Origin of the sequence: Ruegeria sp. HKCCA0370 (genome assembly GCF_013033705.1) — a bacterium.
Lineage (GTDB): Bacteria > Pseudomonadota > Alphaproteobacteria > Rhodobacterales > Rhodobacteraceae > Ruegeria.
In genome coordinates this window covers 710,402-729,354 of sequence record NZ_WQEP01000001.1, presented here as the reverse complement: position 1 = coordinate 729,354, position 18,953 = coordinate 710,402, and the positions used below count along the sequence as shown (strand labels likewise).

The 18,953-nt window shown below is 58.4% G+C and carries 17 protein-coding genes and 3 tRNA genes; 11 read left to right on the top strand and 9 right to left on the bottom strand.

From position 1 onward, the window contains the following. Nucleotides 1-15 precede the first annotated feature (15 nt). A complete protein-coding gene (gene lexA, locus GOW31_RS03660) occupies nucleotides 16-714 on the top strand; it encodes a transcriptional repressor LexA (protein WP_171167952.1) in 699 nt (232 codons plus the stop codon). Here lexA and GOW31_RS03655 read toward each other — a convergent pair. Next, entirely contained in the window at nucleotides 708-2,756 is a 2,049-nt protein-coding gene (locus GOW31_RS03655) for a ComEC/Rec2 family competence protein (protein WP_171167950.1), read from the bottom strand. The two genes, lexA and GOW31_RS03655, sit on opposite strands and share 7 nt — an antisense overlap. Nucleotides 2,757-2,834: 78 nt before the next feature. Here GOW31_RS03655 and gltX point away from each other — a divergent pair, with 78 nt between their 5' ends. Together gltX and gltA are read left to right on the top strand one after the other, a co-directional pair. Next, nucleotides 2,835-4,235 carry a glutamate--tRNA ligase gene (gene gltX, locus GOW31_RS03650; protein WP_171115736.1) on the top strand — a complete coding sequence of 467 codons (1,401 nt, stop codon included), beginning with the start codon at nucleotides 2,835-2,837 and terminating at the stop codon, nucleotides 4,233-4,235. A 121-nt stretch (nucleotides 4,236-4,356) separates the two neighbouring features. Beyond that, the gene (gene gltA, locus GOW31_RS03645; RefSeq protein WP_171115733.1) at nucleotides 4,357-5,652 is read left to right on the top strand and encodes a citrate synthase; all 1,296 of its coding nucleotides are present in this window, start codon (nucleotides 4,357-4,359) and stop codon (nucleotides 5,650-5,652) included. Between the two features lie 135 nt (nucleotides 5,653-5,787). Here the strand turns inward: gltA and GOW31_RS03640 are convergent, their stop codons facing one another. Next, nucleotides 5,788-6,855 (bottom strand): PA0069 family radical SAM protein, encoded by a 1,068-nt coding sequence (locus GOW31_RS03640; RefSeq protein WP_171167948.1) that lies wholly within the window; start codon nucleotides 6,853-6,855, stop codon nucleotides 5,788-5,790. A 270-nt stretch (nucleotides 6,856-7,125) separates the two neighbouring features. Between GOW31_RS03640 and GOW31_RS03635 the strand changes: the two genes are divergently transcribed. From GOW31_RS03635 to GOW31_RS03625, 3 genes are all read left to right on the top strand, one after another. Beyond that, nucleotides 7,126-7,824, top strand: coding sequence for a B12-binding domain-containing protein (locus GOW31_RS03635; RefSeq protein ID WP_152458104.1), 699 nt, complete (start codon nucleotides 7,126-7,128; stop codon nucleotides 7,822-7,824). 161 nt (nucleotides 7,825-7,985) lie between these two features. Continuing rightward, nucleotides 7,986-9,023, top strand: coding sequence for a Hint domain-containing protein (locus GOW31_RS21960; protein ID WP_171167946.1), 1,038 nt, complete (start codon nucleotides 7,986-7,988; stop codon nucleotides 9,021-9,023). Between the two features lie 77 nt (nucleotides 9,024-9,100). After that, complete coding sequence (locus GOW31_RS03625) at nucleotides 9,101-9,760, top strand: DUF1638 domain-containing protein (protein ID WP_171167944.1); 660 nt, start codon at nucleotides 9,101-9,103, stop codon at nucleotides 9,758-9,760. 2 nt (nucleotides 9,761-9,762) lie between these two features. Here GOW31_RS03625 and GOW31_RS03620 read toward each other — a convergent pair whose 3' ends face one another. After that, nucleotides 9,763-10,173 (bottom strand): SufE family protein, encoded by a 411-nt coding sequence (locus tag GOW31_RS03620; RefSeq protein ID WP_117868838.1) that lies wholly within the window; start codon nucleotides 10,171-10,173, stop codon nucleotides 9,763-9,765. A 139-nt stretch (nucleotides 10,174-10,312) separates the two neighbouring features. Between GOW31_RS03620 and GOW31_RS03615 the strand changes: the two genes are divergently transcribed. After that, on the top strand, nucleotides 10,313-10,843 hold the full coding sequence (locus GOW31_RS03615; RefSeq protein WP_170344137.1) for a hypothetical protein: 531 nt from the start codon (nucleotides 10,313-10,315) through the stop codon (nucleotides 10,841-10,843). Between the two features lie 6 nt (nucleotides 10,844-10,849). Here the strand turns inward: GOW31_RS03615 and rnd are convergent, their stop codons facing one another. The 3 genes from rnd to purM all read right to left on the bottom strand — a co-directional run bounded on the left by rnd (nucleotide 10,850) and on the right by purM (nucleotide 13,761). Continuing rightward, the gene (gene rnd, locus GOW31_RS03610; protein ID WP_171115723.1) at nucleotides 10,850-12,007 is read right to left on the bottom strand and encodes a ribonuclease D; all 1,158 of its coding nucleotides are present in this window, start codon (nucleotides 12,005-12,007) and stop codon (nucleotides 10,850-10,852) included. A 114-nt stretch (nucleotides 12,008-12,121) separates the two neighbouring features. Next, nucleotides 12,122-12,718, bottom strand: coding sequence for a phosphoribosylglycinamide formyltransferase (gene purN / locus GOW31_RS03605; RefSeq protein WP_171167942.1), 597 nt, complete (start codon nucleotides 12,716-12,718; stop codon nucleotides 12,122-12,124). After that, on the bottom strand, nucleotides 12,715-13,761 hold the full coding sequence (gene purM / locus GOW31_RS03600; RefSeq protein WP_171167940.1) for a phosphoribosylformylglycinamidine cyclo-ligase: 1,047 nt from the start codon (nucleotides 13,759-13,761) through the stop codon (nucleotides 12,715-12,717). Before purM ends, purN begins: the two co-directional genes overlap by 4 nt. Nucleotides 13,762-13,867: 106 nt before the next feature. Between purM and GOW31_RS03595 the strand changes: the two genes are divergently transcribed. Continuing rightward, nucleotides 13,868-13,944: transfer RNA gene (locus GOW31_RS03595), tRNA-Ile, on the top strand. Nucleotides 13,945-13,997: 53 nt separating this feature from the next. Here GOW31_RS03595 and GOW31_RS03590 read toward each other — a convergent pair. Together GOW31_RS03590 and GOW31_RS03585 are read right to left on the bottom strand one after the other, a co-directional pair. Further along, nucleotides 13,998-14,555 carry a hypothetical protein gene (locus GOW31_RS03590; RefSeq protein WP_171115717.1) on the bottom strand — a complete coding sequence of 186 codons (558 nt, stop codon included), beginning with the start codon at nucleotides 14,553-14,555 and terminating at the stop codon, nucleotides 13,998-14,000. A 98-nt stretch (nucleotides 14,556-14,653) separates the two neighbouring features. Beyond that, entirely contained in the window at nucleotides 14,654-15,973 is a 1,320-nt protein-coding gene (locus tag GOW31_RS03585; RefSeq protein WP_171167937.1) for an ATP-binding protein, read from the bottom strand. 44 nt (nucleotides 15,974-16,017) lie between these two features. On the opposite strand from GOW31_RS03585, the gene GOW31_RS03580 reads away from it, so the two are divergent. The 3 genes from GOW31_RS03580 (at nucleotide 16,018) to GOW31_RS03570 (ending at nucleotide 17,285) form a co-directional block, all read left to right on the top strand. Continuing rightward, a complete protein-coding gene (locus tag GOW31_RS03580) occupies nucleotides 16,018-16,932 on the top strand; it encodes an MBL fold metallo-hydrolase (protein ID WP_171167936.1) in 915 nt (304 codons plus the stop codon). A gap of 75 nt (nucleotides 16,933-17,007) precedes the next feature. Continuing rightward, a tRNA-Asn gene (locus tag GOW31_RS03575) sits at nucleotides 17,008-17,082 on the top strand. Nucleotides 17,083-17,210: 128 nt separating this feature from the next. Next, a tRNA-Asn gene (locus tag GOW31_RS03570) sits at nucleotides 17,211-17,285 on the top strand. Nucleotides 17,286-17,306: 21 nt separating this feature from the next. Here the strand turns inward: GOW31_RS03570 and GOW31_RS03565 are convergent. Next, on the bottom strand, nucleotides 17,307-18,926 hold the full coding sequence (locus GOW31_RS03565) for a long-chain-fatty-acid--CoA ligase (RefSeq protein ID WP_171168670.1): 1,620 nt from the start codon (nucleotides 18,924-18,926) through the stop codon (nucleotides 17,307-17,309). Nucleotides 18,927-18,953: the final 27 nt, after the last annotated feature.

Here is an 18,953-nt window from a genome sequence, read left to right as displayed (position 1 = left end):
GACGAGGTGTGAGCGATGCTGACCAAGAAGCAATTGGATTTGCTGGAATTCATCCACAAACGCGTGCAGGCGGACGGTGTTCCGCCCAGTTTTGATGAAATGAAGGCTGCTCTCGACCTGCGGTCGAAATCCGGCATTCACCGGTTGATCACCGCATTGGAAGAACGTGGGTTTATCCGCCGCCTTGCCCATCGCGCTCGGGCCATTGAGATCGTGAAATTGCCCGAAAGCCTTGGCGGTGAGCCGACAGCTGGATTTACGCCACGTGTGATCGAAGGCGACCGGCCCAAGGGCCCCCGCCCTGCGAATGTGGAGCCTGTATCGGTGGACGCGCTCGAGCTGCCAGTCATGGGCCGGATCGCAGCCGGTGTTCCCATCGAAGCAATCAGCCATGTATCGCATCACGTGGCCGTCCCCGGCCCCATGGTTTCGGGACAGGGTCAGCACTATGCATTGGAAGTTCGCGGCGACTCGATGATCGACGCTGGCATCAATGACGGTGACGTGGTCGTCATCCGAGAAACCTCGACCGCGGATAACGGCGACATCGTGGTTGCCTTGGTCGAGGATCAGGAAGCGACCCTCAAGCGGTACCTCCGCCGCGGCAACGCAATCGCGCTTGAGGCAGCAAACCCGGCTTATGAAACGCGCGTCCTGCCCGAAGAAAAGGTCAAGGTTCAGGGCCGGTTGGTCGGACTGATCCGCACCTATTGAGCCTGATTGGAATGACGGTCCCCGGCAGGTTTCGGGGACCAAAGCCGATGGCCTGTCATGTCCGCGCTCGAGGTCAGCTTTCCGTTCGAAACCGACAGGCTGCCGGTTTCATACAACCGTTCCGGATCGAACACCTCGCATGAACCTTGCAGGGCAAGCGCAACAGCCGAGATGATGATCTGTTTTTTTTGGCATTCATCAAACGCCCGCGCCGCCCGTTTTCCGGTGATATGGATGATCTCAAAATCCTTCAGCGGGTATCGTAGCACGATGTCGCTGTCTGGCCATCTGAGCGCCGCCTCGATCTGATCAACGCCGTCTCCGTCATTTTCAAGCCAGACACCGGCGACAAACCCGCTGCCTTTGCTTTTGCTGAGGGCCCGCCCCTTGTCGGTCATAACCCCCACCAATCCGCCGTTTTCAGCGATCAGGACATCCGGTCTGTGCCCCGAGTTCCAAAGCAGAAATGCCAGGACAACTGGCACTGCTCCTGCCCATCGTGCTTGTCCCTGCCACAAGGCCATCCACAAGGCGCCGAATGCGACCAGGGGCAGGATGTACCAAGGCGGGCTGACGACAAAACCCTGCGCGCCATCAAGGTGCGACACCCAGTCCGAAACCGTAAGGATCCAATGCAACGCCCACCCCATGACGGTCAGGGCAATTGCCTCCAGTCCAAACGGGGCCAGAAGCGCCGCAACGACGGCGGAGGGCACGACAAAAAGACCCATGACAGGAACGGAAAGCAGGTTGGCCAGCAGACCGTAATGGGACATCGTATTGAAATGCGCGGCACCTATGGGGGCTGTTGCAAGGCCTGCAATTGCCGATGACATCACCACGCCGGCGACGGGCTTCAGCCAGTTTGGGCCGGGCATCGGGCCCATCTCTCGCAACGCTCCGAAGACGGCGACCAACGCTGTGGTTGCGGCGAAGGACATTTGAAATCCGGGGCTCAGCAGCGACTCAGGCCGAAGAACCAGCACGATTACGGCGGCAACAGCAACCGCGCGCAGTGAAATCGCGCGTCGGTCGATCAATACGGCCCCCAACATGACGCTGACCATGACAAAGGCCCGTTCGGTTGCAACGTTGCCCCCGGACAACAACAGATAAAGGGTTGCGGCACAAAGCGCGAGAACAGCAGCCACCTTCCGAACCGGAACTCGCAACGCAACAGGGGGGCACAACGACAGCCCCAACCGACACGCGACGAACACGAAGCCTGTCAGAAGCCCCATATGAAGCCCGGAAATGGCCAGCAGATGCGCCAGATTGGACGCCCGCAAGGATGATAGCGTCTCCTGCCCCATCCCGCTGCGATCTCCGGTGGTGACGGCGGCGGCAAATCCACCGATTTCACCGGGCAGATTCTGCCTGACCCGCTGCGAAATGGCCATGCGGATCGCAGTGACCCGAATGCCGTCGATCCCCTCGGTCGCTGGCGCGATGGTCATGATCGGGACGCGGGTATAGCCGACCGCGCCCAATCGTTGAAACCAGGCATGACGGCGAAAGTCGAAACCTCCGGGCTCGACCGGGCCCTGCGGCGGCGAAAGATGACCCGTGGTCATAATACGCTGCCCCGGTGCGATTGCGCCCGTTGGAACATGAACGGAAAGACGGATGCGCTGCGGCCTGCGCTCCTGAGGTACATCCCCTATGCGTACCTGATCAAGCGTCAACCGCAACGCATCCGAGGCAGACCGATCCATGGCGACGACCCTCCCCTCGACAGGGCCATAATATCGCCACGACAGTACCGGTTCTGCCACCATATGGGCGCGAACGCCTGCCAGAATGAAACCGGCAGCGATCAGCACCCCCCCGATTGCCAACGTTCCCACCCCCGGTGGCAGCCGGCGGCGCAAGGCGACAAGAGCGATTCCAAGACAGACAAGACCGGCATAAACTGACCAATCCGGTTCGACGCGGACGCCGAAATAAAGACCAATCCCCGTGGCCAGAAAAACCGGCGTCCAAGGGAAAAGGTAGCCTGTCTGGCGCAGCAGCGCGGCCTCGACCCGTGCAAGAACACGCATGGTTGCCCCCGTCCTTCGGGCTCGTTAGACAGGCTTCAAACTATGCCAGATACGGTTACCAAAAGGTTAATCCTCACCATGACTGAACAGGTCGTCACTCGTTTTGCCCCCTCGCCCACCGGTTTCCTGCATATCGGTGGCGCGCGCACTGCATTGTTCAATTGGCTGTATGCGCGTGGTCGGGGCGGCAAATTCCTGCTGCGGATCGAAGACACCGATCGCGAACGTTCGACACCCGAGGCGACGGCCGCGATCCTTCAGGGCATGGCCTGGCTTGGCCTTGATCACGACGGTGACGTGATCAGCCAGTTCGAAGGGGCCGCCCGTCACGCCGAGGTCGCGCATCAGTTGCTGGCCGAGGGCAAGGCCTACAAGTGTTTCTCGACCCAGGAAGAAATCGCGGCTTTCCGGGACCAGGCGCGCAGCGAAGGGAAATCAACCCTGTTCCGCAGCCCATGGCGTGACGCCGATCCTGCTACACATCCGGATGCACCTTTTGCCATACGCATCAAGGCGCCTCAGGACGGGGTGACCGTGATCCACGATCAGGTTCAGGGCGATGTGAGCATCCGCAATGACCAGTTGGACGACATGATTCTTCTGCGCTCGGACGGAACACCCGTCTACATGCTGGCAGTCGTTGTCGACGATCACGACATGGGTGTCACCCATGTCATTCGCGGCGACGATCACCTCAACAATGCCGCGCGGCAAATGATGATCTACGAAGCCATGGGCTGGGACGTTCCGGTCTGGGCGCATATCCCGCTGATTCACGGGCCGGATGGCAAGAAGCTGTCCAAGCGCCATGGTGCTCTTGGGGCGCAGGAGTATCAGGCCATGGGCTATCCCGCAGCCGGGATGCGCAATTACCTGACCCGGCTGGGCTGGAGTCATGGCGACGATGAGTTTTTCACGGACGCGCAGGCAAAGGACTGGTTCGATCTGGACGGGATCGGCAAAAGCCCTGCACGGTTTGATCTGAAAAAGCTTGAAAACCTGTGTGGACAGCATATCGCAATCTCGGATGATGCTGCACTGCGGCAAGAGATCGAAGCATATCTGGCCGCAGCAGACCTTCCGCCCCTTACCGAAACACAATCCAGTGATCTGGAACGTGCGATGTATTGCCTCAAGGACCGGGCGCGCACTTTCCCGGAACTGCTTGAAAAGGCACATTTTGCACTGACAAACCGCCCGATCGTTCCGGATGAAAAGGCGGCAAAGGCACTGGCAACTGTATCCGATGGTATACTGACGGAATTGACGCCGCATCTGCAAAATGTTAGCTGGTCGCGGAACGAACTGGAGGAGGCACTGAATTCCTTTGCCGAGTCAAAGGAGCTCAAATTCGGCAAGCTGGCCGGTCCGCTGAGGGCCGCCCTGGCGGGTCGGGCCGTTACGCCTTCGGTTTTTGACATGATGCTTGTGCTGGGACGGGAAGAAACCCTGGCGCGGCTTTCTGAAGCAGCGAAATAACCCAAGCTTCATAAAGGGGTAACGCTGCTCCGCTAACACCCGGACTGCGCGTCCACGCGCAGTCATTGCCCGTATCACCGGAGGTATCTCTGGCGTGCGCATGAATGAAGAAGGGACAACCATGACCGAAAGCAACAAAACAGCCACTCTGACCGTTCACGGCAAAGAGTATGAGTTGCCTGTTCATTCTCCGACCGCTGGTCCGGATGTCATTGATATCCGCAAGCTTTATGGTCAGGCCGGCGTCTTCACCTACGATCCGGGGTTCACTTCGACCGCAAGCTGCGACAGCACCATCACCTATATCGACGGCGAAAAAGGCGAACTGCTGCACCGGGGCTATCCGATCGACCAACTGGCCGAGAAATCGCATTTTCTCGAAGTCTGCTATCTTCTGCTGTACGGAGAACTGCCGGCGGCAAAGGATCTTGAGAAATTCGAGACCACGATCACACGCCACACCATGCTGCACGAGCAGATGCAGTATTTCTATCGCGGTTTCCGCCGCGACGCGCACCCGATGGCCATCATGGTCGGCGTTGTCGGCGCGATGTCGGCCTTCTATCACGATTCAACGGATATCTCGGACCCGCAGCAGCGTGAAATCGCATCGCATCGTCTGATCGCCAAGATGCCGACTATTGCTGCATGGGCCTACAAGTATCACACTGGTCAGCCTTTCGTGTATCCGCGCAACGATCTGGACTATGCCTCGAACTTCCTGCGCATGTGTTTCAGCGTTCCTGCCGAGGAATACGAGGTCAACCCGATCCTCAGCCGCGCCATGGACCGCATCTTTACGCTGCATGCGGATCACGAACAGAATGCCTCGACATCGACCGTGCGTCTGGCGTCGTCCTCGGGGGCAAACCCGTTTGCCTGTATCGCCGCCGGCATCGCTTGCCTTTGGGGTCCGGCACATGGTGGCGCAAATCAGGCCTGCCTGGAGATGCTGGAAGAGATCGGCACCGTTGATCGCATCCCCGAGTTTATTGCCCGCGCCAAAGACAAGAACGATCCGTTCCGCCTGATGGGCTTTGGTCACCGCGTTTACAAGAATTTCGACCCGCGCGCCAAAGTGATGAAGCAATCGGCAGACGAAGTTCTTGATCTGCTGGGCGTTGAAGACAACCCGAAATTGCAGGTTGCCAAGGAACTGGAACGCGAAGCGCTGGAAGACCCGTACTTCGCCGATAAAAAGCTATTCCCGAATGTCGACTTCTACTCGGGCATCATCCTCGAAGCGATGGGTTTCCCGACCTCGATGTTCACGCCGATCTTCGCCCTGTCACGCACCGTTGGCTGGGTCAGCCAGTGGAAAGAGATGATCGCCGATCCGCAAAACAAAATCGGCCGCCCGCGTCAGCTGTACCTAGGCGAAACGCTGCGCGATTACGTGGATATCGAAAATCGCTGAAACGCGCCTCACGTCAATCTGTTTCGAAGGCCCCGGTACTGCCGGGGTCTTTTTGTTTGGGCTGAAGCAATGAGAGCGCGAAGACCCGGTGTTTTCCCGCGCAAGACAGCACCGGACAAGCCGGGGCGCAAGACCTCAGAACAGGCTCAGCTGATCCCCGGGCTGCGGCGGCACCGCAAACAAGTCGCAACGCAACGGGGCCGATTTTATGGACAGCCCCAGACGTTTGCAGGTCTTCACGAACCTTTGAGCGATAATCCCGGCATACTCACCCTCGCCCCGCATTCTGTGCCCCCAACGCGGATCGTAGTCCCGCCCTCCATGCATTTCCCGCAGTTTGGACATGACCTTTTCCGCCCGCGACGGCTCATGATCGGCAAGCCAGCCCTGCCAAAGCTGCGATACTTCGCGCGGCAGGCGCAACATGATCCAGCTTGCGGCATCCGCACCAGCCTCTTTCCCGGCTTCCAGAAGGCTTTCCAGTTCATGATCCGTCAGCCCCGGCACGATGGGCGACGTCATGACACGCACCGGAACGCCCGCTTCCGTCAGCGTTCGGATCACGCGCAACCGCCGAAGGGGCGACGGCGCCCGTGGTTCCATCCGGCGGGACAATTCCGCATCCAACGTTGTCAGCGAAATACCAACCCGCACCAGCCCCCGGCCTGCCATGTCGGCAAGCAACTCCAGATCCCGCTCTATCAAAGTACCCTTGGTGACGATCGCGACCGGGTGGTTGAACTCACTCAAAACCTCAAGGCATGACTTTGTAATCATGTGCTTTTTCTCAATCGGCTGATACGGGTCCGTATTCGTACCAATTGCAATTGGCGCGACTTTGTAGGATCTGGCGGACAATTCCTTGCGCAGAACACGCCCCATGTTGGGTCGAACGATCAGGCGGGTTTCGAAATCCAATCCTGCCGATAGCCCAAGATACGCATGGCTGGGCCGCGCAAAACAGTAAACGCAGCCATGTTCACATCCCCGGTACGGGTTGATCGACCGATCGAAGGGCAAGTCAGGAGATCGGTTGTAAGTAATAGCGCTGCGCGCAACCTCTTCGCGTGTCTCGGTCCGCAGCGGCGGCAATTCTTCCTCTATGTCCCACCCGTCTTCGGCGGCCGTGGTGGCAAAGCGTTCAAACCGACCAGCTTCGTTCGTCGTTGTTCCTCTTGCCTTGATCGTCCGCGCGATGTTCATGTCAGTATGTTCTTCTTTTGTTCCCCCGTAAACATAGGCCTGTCGCCGATTTGGCGCAACCCCCGCCAAATCATCGTTGGATTGAAGTTAGTTGAAGAGTCTGCAGGATAATCTTGCAGACTTTTCTATCGAGCCCCCCCATTTTTTGGCTTATAGGTCGGTCCCGAAACGACCGACGTCGCAATCGTCACAGTCACGATGCGACGTTTTGGCCAAAACGGAAAAAATGCCACCACGGGTCGATGGCCCGCCCAGCACAGGGAATACCCCATGTCCGACGAAGAAGACATCGTCCTGTCCGAACTGAATGACGACGAACTGGTCGAGCAGATGTTCGACGATCTCTACGATGGCCTGAAGGAAGAGATCGAAGAAGGTACCAACATCCTGCTGGAACGCGGATGGACACCTTATGACATCCTGACCAAGGCTCTGGTTGGCGGTATGACCATCGTGGGCCATGACTTCCGCGACGGCATCCTGTTCGTCCCCGAGGTTCTGCTGGCCGCAAACGCCATGAAAGGCGGCATGTCCATTCTCAAGCCGCTGCTGGCCGAAACCGGTGCACCGCGCGTCGGCAAGATGGTCATCGGCACCGTGAAGGGTGACATCCACGACATCGGCAAGAACCTTGTTTCGATGATGATGGAAGGCGCCGGCTTCGAAGTTGTCGATCTGGGCATCAACAACCCGGTCGAAAACTACCTGGAAGCACTGGAAAACGAACAACCCGACATTCTGGGCATGTCGGCCCTGCTGACCACTACGATGCCTTACATGAAAGTGGTCATCGACACGATGGTCGAACAGGGCGTCCGCGACGATTACATCGTTCTGGTCGGCGGCGCGCCCCTGAATGAAGAGTTCGGCAAAGCCATCGGCGCGGATGCCTATTGCCGCGACGCAGCTGTTGCAGTGGAAACCGCCAAGGAATTCGTGGGCCGCAAGCACAATCAACTGGCTGGCTAACAACTGGCTGGCTAAGACCCGAACAATACTGATTGAAAGGCCGTCCGATCCGGGCGGCCTTTTCGATTCTGAAGCGCCTTATCACCGGAAAATCCGGATTATCCAATTCTAAACCAAAGCAGGTCTAAAAGAACGAGGCATTCACATCCCCGGGGGGTCTCGTGCCGACTACGTTCACAGCCATCTCGCTCGGCAAACTTGCCGATATCGACAGTTTCGAAGGCAACAACACAGCTGAAAACGCTTCGGCGCTTGTCGGGAAAGCCTTTGGCGGGTCCGACGATCCGCTGGCTCACAACAGCGTCACCTGGAGCGCGGTCGGCAATCCGGGTTCGTACTACAACATGAACAACATGTCGGCCAATGATCGGTTTTCGATCGATGGCGGGCCGCCTCAGACATTCGATGGCACTTCGGTCTACAACGCCACGATCACCTATTTTGACGGATCAACTGCCAGGATTTCCGCAGTTGTGGCGCAGGATGTGGATGGCAACACCTATCTGATGCCGGAATTCTCGGACAATTCGGACCAATCCGCCTTGGAGGCTGGCCCTGTCCGCTCGATCACGCTCAACAGCCTTGCCGGAAACCGGTATTCAGGCCTGACATCCCGCCGTGAAGATTGGGATCTGGTGCCCTGCTTTATCCCCGGAACGATGATCCGCACCGAGCAAGGCGCGCGACCGATTGAAACCCTGTCCGTCGGCGACCGGATTGAAACCCATGATCATGGGCTGCAACCCCTGCGTTGGATGGGGCGGCGAACCGTCAAGGCAACGGGTCCGCATGCGCCTGTTCTTTTCAAAGCGGGCGCCATCGGAAACACGCGCGACCTTCTGGTGTCGCAACAGCACCGCATGCTGATTGGGGATTGGCGTCTCGAGCTGCACACCGGACACTGCGAAGCCCTGGCGCCTGCCAAACATCTCGTGAACGGGTCCGACATCATACTGCGGCCCGGAGGCGTGGTGACCTACATCCACTTGCTGTTCGACCGGCATGAGCTGCTCTGGGCCGAAGATTGCCTGAGCGAGAGCTTTCATCCCGGCGCGCATATCTGGGACAGTCTCGGGTCTGCCGCACGGCAAGAAATCCTGTCTCTGTTTCCGGAACTGTCGCTGAACGGTGTTGCCGCGTACGGCCCGCTGGCCCGGCCCCTGCTGACCGCGTTCGAAGCGCATGCGTCGGCGGCCTGACATGAGATGTCGGATCGGGGCTTGCCCAACGGCCTCAATCATCCTCCTATGGCAAAAGCCCCGGAGGATGCCAAGCGATGTCAAACGAATCCCTGCCAGATGATGCAAGCCTGACCTCGAAGGGCTATGAAGATACAGGCAAGGGAAGCATCCTGTTGATTGCCTGTGGCGCTCTTGCGCGCGAAATACTGGACATCAAAACACGGAATGGCTGGGATCACATGGCTCTGACCTGCCTGCCTGCGATCCTGCACGTTCACCCGGAAAGGATCACCCAGGCCGTGGAAGACGCCGTGGCCAAGCATCAAGGCGATTTTGACAAGATCTACATCGTCTACGCCGATTGCGGCACCGGGGGTCTGCTTCAGGCCGCCTGCGAGAAACTTGGGGTCGAAATGGTGAAGGGGCCCCATTGCTATTCCTTTTTCGAAGGAAATAAGGCCTTTCAGGACCGCGGAGAAGACGAAACAACCGCGTTCTATCTGACAGATTTCCTGGCCCGGCAATTCGACGCCTTTGTCTGGAAACCACTGGGCCTGGACCGCCACCCGGAACTGCGTGACATGTATTTCGGCAATTACACCAAACTTGTCTATCAGGCCCAGATCGACAGCCCAGAGCTGACGGAACGCGCGCGCGAATGTGCAGACCGAATGGGCCTTGAATTCGAACGCCGGTTCACCGGTTACGGCGATCTGGAAAACACGCTGTCGGACTGGGCAAACCGCCCAGGATGAGGTCAGGCGTTTTCCTGTGCGACCTGCCGGATGCGTTCGATCATAGACCGCAGGCCGTTCGAGCGCTGAGCGGACAGGTGGTCGTTCAGCCCAAGGCGTGCCAGTTCCGCCCCCGCATCGACCTTGGGAACTTCGGCCACGGGCAAACCGTTGTACAAGGACCGAAGAACAGCGATCAGGCCGCGCACGATCAGTGCATCGCTGTCACCATCGAATTTGAAGACGCCGGATTCAATCATCGGATGCAGCCAGACCTGGCTGGCGCATCCATGGACTTTTGTCGCCGGAACCTTGAATGCATCGTCCAGCGGCTCCATCGCCTTGCCCTGCTCGATGACATGGCGATACCGGTCTTCCCAATCCTCGAGAAACTCGAAATCCTCGACAATCTCTTCAAAGGCGGGCGTGGCCATGATGCGGTGATCCTTTGGTTGCATTCACAATTGTGACCTAAGCCGGTGACCCGCCACTGTCCAGCCCCCGCGGTGGCTTTTCAACGCGAAGAAATTGCGCTAACCCATTGCCTGAACTCGTGTGAAAGTCTGTGGGTCCATGCAAAAACCTCTGTCCGTTCTCATCATCGCCACGCTGACCCTGACTGCATGCAGCAGCTGGCGTGACTCTCGGGTGAACCCGTCAAACTGGTTCGGATCCAGCAGATCTGTCGAAGCCGAAACACCGCCCGACCCAAATGCCGCCGACGCGCTGGTTCCGAAGCAAAGCGAAGGTACCGGTCTGTTTTCACGCCCCGATGCCGAAGACACCAGCATTCCAATTGGTCAGATCGACGAATTGCGCATCGACCCGACCCCCTCCGGCGCGATCATCTATGCGTCCGGCACGGCTGTCCGACAGGGGGCGTACAATGCGCGTCTGGTTCCTGTTGAAAAGGAAGAAAACCAGAAGAACGGAACTTTGGAATTTGTGTTCCGCGTGAACTACCCCAGCTATGAGACACCGCAAGGGTCGGAACGTACTCGGATGGTATCGGACGCCATCAATATCTCGAATCAGGAACTGCAAGGTATTCGGCTGGTCCGCGTGGTCGGACAGCAGAACGCACTGGAATCACGGCGCCGGTAAGCGCCGTTACAGGGACACGACCTTGACCGACTGCCCTTTGGCCGCCAGGGCGATCTTTCCTTCGCACAACTTGAGAGCATCCTCGCCAAAGACCTCGAACCGCCATCCCGACAAGGCTGGAACATCCCGCTCACCGGCCGCAATCTGATCCAGGTCCGCACTTGTGGCGATCAATTTCGCCGCCACACCTGAACTTTCGGTTTTGGACTTCAGCAGAACCCTCAGCAGGTCAGCCAGCGCCGGATTGACCTTGAGCTTGTCGCGCGAAGTGTCGACCTTGGGCAATTTGTCGGGCGGGCAATTCACGCCACGCTTGACCGCTGCCAGAATACCTTCGGCGATCGCCCCTTTGCGGGCTTCGCGCAGCAACAGGCGGGATCCACCCAAATCCGAATGTGTTTTGGGTTTGGTCGATGCCAGCTCGATCAGCGCGTCGTCTTTGAATACGCGGTTCCGGGGCACGTTGTTTTCCTGCGCATAAGACTCGCGAAACTGCGCCAATTCCCGCACCACGGCCAGAAACTTGGCCGAGTTCGTGCGCGTCTTTACCCGCTTCCATGCATCTTCAGGGCGGATGTCATATGTGGCAGGCTGTGTCAGCGTCCGCAATTCTTCGGCAACCCAGTGGCTGCGCTGCGTCTTTTCAAGTTCTGCGGCCAGACGCTCGTAGATCCCGCGCAAATGGGTCACATCTGCAAGAGCATAGTTTTTCTGAGCATCGGTCAGCGGGCGCCGGGACCAGTCGGTGAACCGAGAGGTCTTGTCGACGCCCTGCTTGCAGATTTTCCGAACCAGAGTTTCATAGCCAACCTGTTCGCCAAAGCCACACACCATCGCTGCGACCTGTGTGTCAAACAGCGGCTTGGGAAACACGCCGGCTTCCACCCAGAAGATCTCAAGGTCCTGGCGGGCGGCATGGAACACCTTGACCACGCTTTCATTCCGGAAAAGATCGTAAAGCGGGTCAAGCGACAAACCATCGGCAAGCGGATCGACCAGAACCGCGCTGTCTTCATCCTCGGACGGGACAGCCAATTGCACTAGGCACAGCTTGGAGTAATACGTCCGCTCGCGCAGAAATTCGGTGTCGACCGTGATATAGGGATAGCCTTCGGCGGCCTTGCAGAAATCGGCCAGCTCTTGCGTCGTCGTCAGGGTTTTCATGCGCCGTACTAGTATCGCTCTTGTTTTTGTGCCTGCCCGTTTTTGTCCTCGTCCCGAGCGTTGTCGACGACCATAGGCCGATTATTGCACGGGTGTAAATCACCCACCGAGCGTTCACGGCAACAGGACGGGCGACCTGTTGCCTTCTGCAAAGCGTCGCAGCACTTCGGGGTAGAGCTTATGCTCCCACACCAGCACCCGCGCAGCCAGCGATTCCGGTGTGTCATCGGCTTGGATCGGCACCCGTGCCTGGCCCAGAATCGGGCCGTCATCCAGTGCCGCCGTCACCTCATGCACCGAGCAGCCGTGTTCGGAATCTCCGGCTTGAATCGCGCGGGCATGGGTGTTTAACCCTTTGTATTTTGGCAATAATGAAGGGTGGATATTCAGCATTCGTCCTTGAAACCGAGACACGAAATCCGCTGTCAGAACCCGCATGAAGCCAGCCAGACAGACAATGTCGGGTCGCGCCTCTTGCAGGGGTTTCAAAAGCTCGGCTTCAAAGGCGCTGCGGTCCCCCTTGAAAGGGCGATGATCAACCACTGCGGTCGGAATGCCACGGTCCGCAGCTTTTTTCAGCCCGCCTGCCTGCGCGTCATTGGACAACACCAAACAGGGCCGCGCCGGATGATCTTTGGTCATGCTGTCAACAAGCGACACCATGTTCGACCCGCCCCCGGAGATCAGGATCGCGACGCGCTTCTGGCTCACAGCAGTTTGCCCGAATAGGCAACGCCGGGCGTTTCCGTGACGGCACCGATCCGAGCGACGGTTTCACCGGCATCCGCCAGCAGGGCCGACAACTCGTCCGCCTTGTCCGCGGCGCACACGACAATAAGGCCGATACCGCAATTGAAGGTCTTGAGCATTTCGGACTCAACGATACTGCCTGTCTTCGCCATCCAGCCGAAGACAGGGGGCAGTTGCCAACTGTCCAGATCGATTTGGGCCCCCAGCCCTTTGGACAGCACGCGCGGAAGGTTTTCGGTCAACCCACCGCCGGTGATATGCGCCAGCGCGTGAACACCACCTGCACGAACCGCAGCCAAAGCCGGTTTTACGTAAAGGCGTGTAGGCGTCAGAAGTGCCTCACCCAGGTTGCCCTCTCCGAAGGGCGACGGCGAATCCCAGCCCAGACCGGACAGTTCGACCAGCTTGCGCACAAGCGAATAGCCGTTGGAATGCACCCCGTTCGAGGCCAGACCCAAAAGGACGTCGCCGGCTTGAACGCCCGCGGGCAGATCTGCGCCGCGTTCCATCGCACCGACCGCAAACCCGGCCAGATCAAAATCGCCATCGGGATACATTCCCGGCATCTCGGCAGTTTCACCACCGATCAGGGCACAGCCAGACTGCGCACAGCCTTCGGCAATCCCTTCGATGATCCGCGCCGCCGTATCGGTATCCAGCCTGCCGGTCGCGAAATAGTCGAGGAAGAACAGCGGCTCGGCCCCCTGACAGATCAGGTCATTGACGCACATGGCCACCAGATCGACGCCGACCCCGTCCACGACGCCGGTATCAATCGCAATCCGCAGCTTGGTGCCCACGCCATCCGTCGCACCGACCAGGATCGGGTCCTGGTATCCGGCAGCCTTCAGATCGAACAGCGCGCCAAATCCACCCAGGCCGCTCATCACACCGGGGCGGTTGGTCCGCTTGGCGGCGGGTTTGATCCGATCGACCAGGGCGTTACCTGCGTCGATATCCACACCTGCATCGGCATAGGTGATTCCGTTTTTACCCGCTGTCATGTCCGGTCCCTCAAGAAAGCTTTGCGGGCGGGTTAGTCGATTGTGGCGTTTGTTGCAACGGTCAGGCTTGACGCGGCTGTTCACCGTGATACCCAAGCGCCTAGGCGGGCCTGTAGCTCAATTGGTTAGAGCAGAGCGCTCATAACGCTTTGGTTGGGGGTTCGAGTCCCTCCGGGCCTACCATTTCGCCAAAACATCCGTGTGGGTTGTTGCCGTCTGGACGTTGATGCGCTGGCTTATCCGTCCGAATCTTCGAACCCAAAATAGGCGTCAAGCTCCTCTTGCGTTACTTGCCATTCATAGGAATAGCCGTCGCGCCCACCAAAGCTGTAATCCTCGTGACTGCCGGACAGGCTCGGATCTTGATGCACCGCCTCCAAATAGGTCTCGAATTCATCAGGATCGACCCAGAACGAAGCATCCATGATCATCATGTAGTAATCATAGGCGAGAGGCTCATCGAACTTGCCGAAGTCATTCTGCAAATAGTCCAGCATTTCAGCGCAAAATATCGCCATATTGGCACGCACCTGAACCGGAAGAGGCGCCAGATCCTCGTCGCCATCCACCACGTCCTGCTGCGACGCATGCCACAATTCGGATGCCAACGACTCGATCAGGTCGGACCGCAACCATTTCAGACATGTATCGCCTGCCCCGATAAAACCGGTCAGGCGTTCCACCCGCCTTTCATCGGTTTCGTCATACCACTGCCAAAGAGGCAGCAAGGCCGCAAGTGTCGCGCACCCGACAAACCCCTTTTCGGCCAATTTCACAAATCCTGCGATAACCATCCTATGCGCCCCCAAAAAAGCAAAAACCTATGGGGACAGGATGCCATGGCCAGACAAATTAACAAAATTGAACCCCAAGCGCAGACATAACAGGGGGTCTATCGCCCGATAATAATGTCCGCGCAGAGCCCTCCGAGACGTTCACTTTTCGACAGACGCAAAGCGCCACCATGCGCGCGCGCGACATCCGCCACAATCGCAAGACCAAGGCCAACGCCACTGCCCTGATTCTGATTGCGAGCCGGGTCGAGTCGCGTGAAAGGCTTTACCGCCTCTGTACGTTGGTCCGCAGGTATACCGGGGCCGTCATCCTCAACGCGGATGCGCATCGATTTCGCGTTCAAAAACAGGCTGAGCTCGGCCCGGCTGCCATAGCGCATGGCATTTCCAATCAGGTTTTCCACCGCCCGGCGTACAGCCATGGGGCGTATCATGACCGTCCCCTGCCCCTCGACCGCGATCAGCTCTGCCTGATGACCGGCCCGTTTTGCATCATCCACGATCTGGCGGAGGAATTCATCCGGTTGGACCTCTTCCGTCGATCCCTCGGCAGCCCCACGCGAGAAATCCAGAAACGCATCCAGCAAGGACTGCATTTCCGTGACATCCTTTTGCAACGGTGCGGCCTCGTCTTCCGGCAACATCGACAGTCCAAGCTTCAGACGCGTCAACGGGGTGCGCAGATCGTGGCTGACACCCGACAGCATCAACGTCCTTTGTTCGATCTGGCGTTCGATCCGCGACCGCATATCCAGAAACGCATTTCCCGCCGCGCGCACCTCGATGGCCCCACCGGGTGAATACGGAACGATTCGCCCCCGCCCGAAGGCCTGCGCCGCATCAGCGAGGCGCGTAATGGGACGCAATTGATTCCGCATGTAAAGAAACGAGATCGTCGTCATGATGACCGCAAAGAACACCATGGTGACGATCAATTGATGCGGGGCCGCGGGCGACAACCTGCGCCGATCGAACGTCAATTGCAGCAGTCCCAGATGCGTCTTCAGATAAACCCGCGCCTCTTTGCTGCTGGGTAAAGCCACGGCGTCAAGATTGGGCAACCTGGCATACAGTTCGGATTCGACCTGCGGTGCGATGAAATCGTACCATCGCCGCGCGCCAATCTCAGGCTGTTCGTTGACGCCCAGAAACCTGGCCTTCATCTCAAGGGCCTGCAAATCGGGACGAATCGACGCCAGCGCCTGTTGTTGCGTTTCCGCGTCCTCAATCATTGTCGAAATCAGCATCACCTCGCGGGATGCCGCGCGCGTCATCTGGCCGGTGACATCCTCAAGATGCTTTTGAAGGAACGCGATTCCCACGACCAGCAACAGCACGATCACAGGTAAAACCAGGATCAGCGCTGCCCGGGCGTAAAGACTGCGAGGCATATAGGGTTTGAGCCAGTGCGAAGACATGCGCTAAACCTAACGGGCTGCCCGGACAAGAGAAAGAGCACAGAATGCAGGCACCAGATGATTTCGATCCGCCCGTCGGCCAGCCAGAGGAACTGCATCCGGGTTTGCGGCGTATTCTGGCCCCGAATCCTTCTCCGATGACCTATCGTGGCACCAACACGTATCTGTTGGGTGAACGCGACATTGCCGTCATCGATCCGGGCCCCGCAAGCGAGGCACATCTGGGCGCAATTCTGGATTCCTTGGCGCCGGATCAAAGGATCAGCCATATCATTGTCACACATACGCATGTGGACCATTCACCCCTGGCCGCTCCGCTGGCGGCGCGCACAGGGGCGACGATTTATGCTTATGGCGGGCCCGAGGCAGGACGCAGCGCCGTCATGACCGATCTTGCAGCGCAGGGGCTGACCGGCGGCGGCGAAGGCATCGACACCACGTTTCGCCCTGATGTCGAAGTGGCGGATGGTGAGACCATCAATGGCGACGGGTGGCAGCTTGAGGTCATTCACACGCCGGGCCATATGGGCAATCACATTGCTCTGGCCTGGCAGAACATCTGCTTCACGGCGGATCATGTCATGGGGTGGGCCAGCTCGTTGGTGTCCCCTCCGGATGGTGACCTGACCGACTTCATGACTGCCTGCCATCGGCTGCGCGCGCGCGACTGGTCGGTTTTCCATGCAGGCCATGGCGCACCGATCACCAGCCCTGCCGAACGTTTGGACTGGCTGATTACACATCGCCAGACCCGCGAGGCCCAGATTCTGAGCGCATTGGAAGAAGAAGACGGGACGGCGCGGCATCTGGCCGAGCGCATCTATACGGATACGCCAGCGGCATTGCTGCCCGCGGCCGAGCGCAACGTCTTTGCTCATCTCGTTGATCTGAATGGAAAAAACAAAGTGGGCCCCATTGGCCCCCTGTCAGTTTCATCTGTTTTTCGACGGGTTCGCTAAAACAAAAAAATTTTTGATGGTTCTCGTACTTAACCTCTGGACGTCCGGAATCGGGGTTGCTATATGCGCCTCAGTTCCGGCGTAGCTCAGCGGTAGAGCAGTTGACTGTTAATCAATTGGTCGTAGGTTCGATCCCTACCGCCGGAGCCAAAATCCCCCCTTCGTTCAGACCTGCATTGCCGTCAAAAATCACATCGATTTATGCCGGTTTTTTTCGTCGAAAAACACACGCACCCTCTGGACGTCGGGAAACCGGATTGCTATACGGCGCGAACCGTTCCGGCGTAGCTCAGCGGTAGAGCAGTTGACTGTTAATCAATTGGTCGTAGGTTCGATCCCTACCGCCGGAGCCAATTCCCCAAAACGCAGCAGACCTAGCCTGTCAGGGCGTCGCCGAACTCGGCCCGAAGCTTGCGTTTCAATACCTTTCCGGTCGCGCTCAGCGGCAATACGTCGACAAAGACAACCTTGTCCGGGATCTGCCACTTGGCGATTTTGCCTTCGAAAAAGGCAAGCAAATCCTCTTCGCCGGGATTCTCACCATCGGCTTTCACGGCAACCAGCAAGGGGCGTTCATCCCATTTCGGATGCGGAACACCGACCACGGCGGCCGTTGCAAGCTGGGGGTGGGCCACGGCGATGTTTTCAAGCTCGACCGAACTGATCCATTCCCCACCGGATTTGATGATGTCCTTGGATCTGTCGCGAATGGTCATGTAGCCATCCGGGTCCAAAGTGGCCACATCCCCGGTGGCGAACCAGCCATCCTGCAAAAGTTCCTGATCCTGCAACTGGAAGTAGCTGTCCAGAACCCAGTGACCCCGCACCATCAAATCGCCCTGGGTTTCGCCGTCATGCGGCAGATCATTCCCATCTTCGTCCACGATTTTCAGTTCGACCCCAAAGGGTGGTCTTCCCTGGCTCAGGCGGATCTTGTGCTGGTCTTCCGGCGGCAGCTTCAGATGTTTGGCCAATGGATAATTCGTCGTGCCCAGCGGGCTCATCTCGCTCATGCCCCAGGCGTGGACCGTGTCAACGCCATAGGTTTCGCGGAACGTTTCGATCATCGACGGAGGGCACGCGGCGCCGCCGATAACCGTGCGTTCAAGGCTTTTGAGTTCGGTTCCGCATGCCGCAGCATAGGCCAGCAAGCCCTGCCAGATGGTCGGCACGCCCATGGCCAAGGTCACGCCATAGGTGTCGATCAGATTGACCAGCGCCTCGCCGTGCAAATCCGGTCCAGGCAATACAAGCCGCGATCCCGACATGGCGCAGGCGTAGGGCGACCCCCAGGCGTTGACATGGAACATCGGCACAACCGGCATGACAACATCCATCGCTGAATACCCGATCACATCCCGTGTGTTCGATGCAAAGCTGTGCAGCAGTGTCGACCGATGAGAATACAATACGCCCTTTGGATTGCCTGTGGTTCCCGACGTATAGCACAGCCCGCAGGCCGTCTTTTCATCCAGCTCAGGCCATTGGAAACCTGCATCCCCGGTCTCCAGCAACTCGTCATAGAACTTCAGATCAGGAACCTGAGCCGCAGCCTCTTCATTGCGAGGCCCCATGAGGACAAAATGCTGAACTTCGGACAAAGCGTCATGCAGCGCGGCGACCAGCGGAATGAACGTCGCATCAAAGAACAGAACCCTGTCCTGGGCATGGTTGATGATAAACATCAGCTGCTCGGGGAACAGGCGGGGATTGACCGTGTGACAGACATAGCCCGCGCCGGACGTGGCAAAATAGATCTCGAGATGCCGCCGATTGTTCCAGGCCAGTGTCCCGATCCTGTCCTGCGGTTCCAGCCCCAGATTGGTCAAGGCCGACGCCATCCGTCGGGCATTCACCGCAATCTCGGACCAGTTGGTTTCAGTGACCGTTCCATCCGTTTCAACCGAAACAATCTCGGTCTGACCGTGATAGCGGTCAGCGTGATCGATCAGCGACGAAACCAGCAAGGGCTGCGTCATCATCTGTCCTAGCATGGACATCCTCCCGTCCTTGGCGAGACC

Excerpts from the sequence above, each read along its gene's own strand:
- lexA (WP_171167952.1), top strand. The coding sequence starts at position 16 with ATGCTGACCAAGAAGCAATTGGATTTGCTGGAATTCATCCACAAACGC.
- GOW31_RS03655 (WP_171167950.1), bottom strand. The coding sequence starts at position 2,756 with ATGCGTGTTCTTGCACGGGTCGAGGCCGCGCTGCTGCGCCAGACAGGC.
- gltX (WP_171115736.1), top strand. The coding sequence starts at position 2,835 with ATGACTGAACAGGTCGTCACTCGTTTTGCCCCCTCGCCCACCGGTTTC.
- gltA (WP_171115733.1), top strand. The coding sequence starts at position 4,357 with ATGACCGAAAGCAACAAAACAGCCACTCTGACCGTTCACGGCAAAGAG.
- GOW31_RS03640 (WP_171167948.1), bottom strand. The coding sequence starts at position 6,855 with ATGAACATCGCGCGGACGATCAAGGCAAGAGGAACAACGACGAACGAA.
- GOW31_RS03635 (WP_152458104.1), top strand. The coding sequence starts at position 7,126 with ATGTCCGACGAAGAAGACATCGTCCTGTCCGAACTGAATGACGACGAA.
- GOW31_RS03625 (WP_171167944.1), top strand. The coding sequence starts at position 9,101 with ATGTCAAACGAATCCCTGCCAGATGATGCAAGCCTGACCTCGAAGGGC.
- GOW31_RS03620 (WP_117868838.1), bottom strand. The coding sequence starts at position 10,173 with ATGGCCACGCCCGCCTTTGAAGAGATTGTCGAGGATTTCGAGTTTCTC.
- GOW31_RS03615 (WP_170344137.1), top strand. The coding sequence starts at position 10,313 with ATGCAAAAACCTCTGTCCGTTCTCATCATCGCCACGCTGACCCTGACT.
- rnd (WP_171115723.1), bottom strand. The coding sequence starts at position 12,007 with ATGAAAACCCTGACGACGACGCAAGAGCTGGCCGATTTCTGCAAGGCC.
- purM (WP_171167940.1), bottom strand. The coding sequence starts at position 13,761 with ATGACAGCGGGTAAAAACGGAATCACCTATGCCGATGCAGGTGTGGAT.
- GOW31_RS03590 (WP_171115717.1), bottom strand. The coding sequence starts at position 14,555 with ATGGTTATCGCAGGATTTGTGAAATTGGCCGAAAAGGGGTTTGTCGGG.
- GOW31_RS03585 (WP_171167937.1), bottom strand. The coding sequence starts at position 15,973 with ATGTCTTCGCACTGGCTCAAACCCTATATGCCTCGCAGTCTTTACGCC.
- GOW31_RS03580 (WP_171167936.1), top strand. The coding sequence starts at position 16,018 with ATGCAGGCACCAGATGATTTCGATCCGCCCGTCGGCCAGCCAGAGGAA.
- GOW31_RS03565 (WP_171168670.1), bottom strand. The coding sequence starts at position 18,926 with ATGCTAGGACAGATGATGACGCAGCCCTTGCTGGTTTCGTCGCTGATC.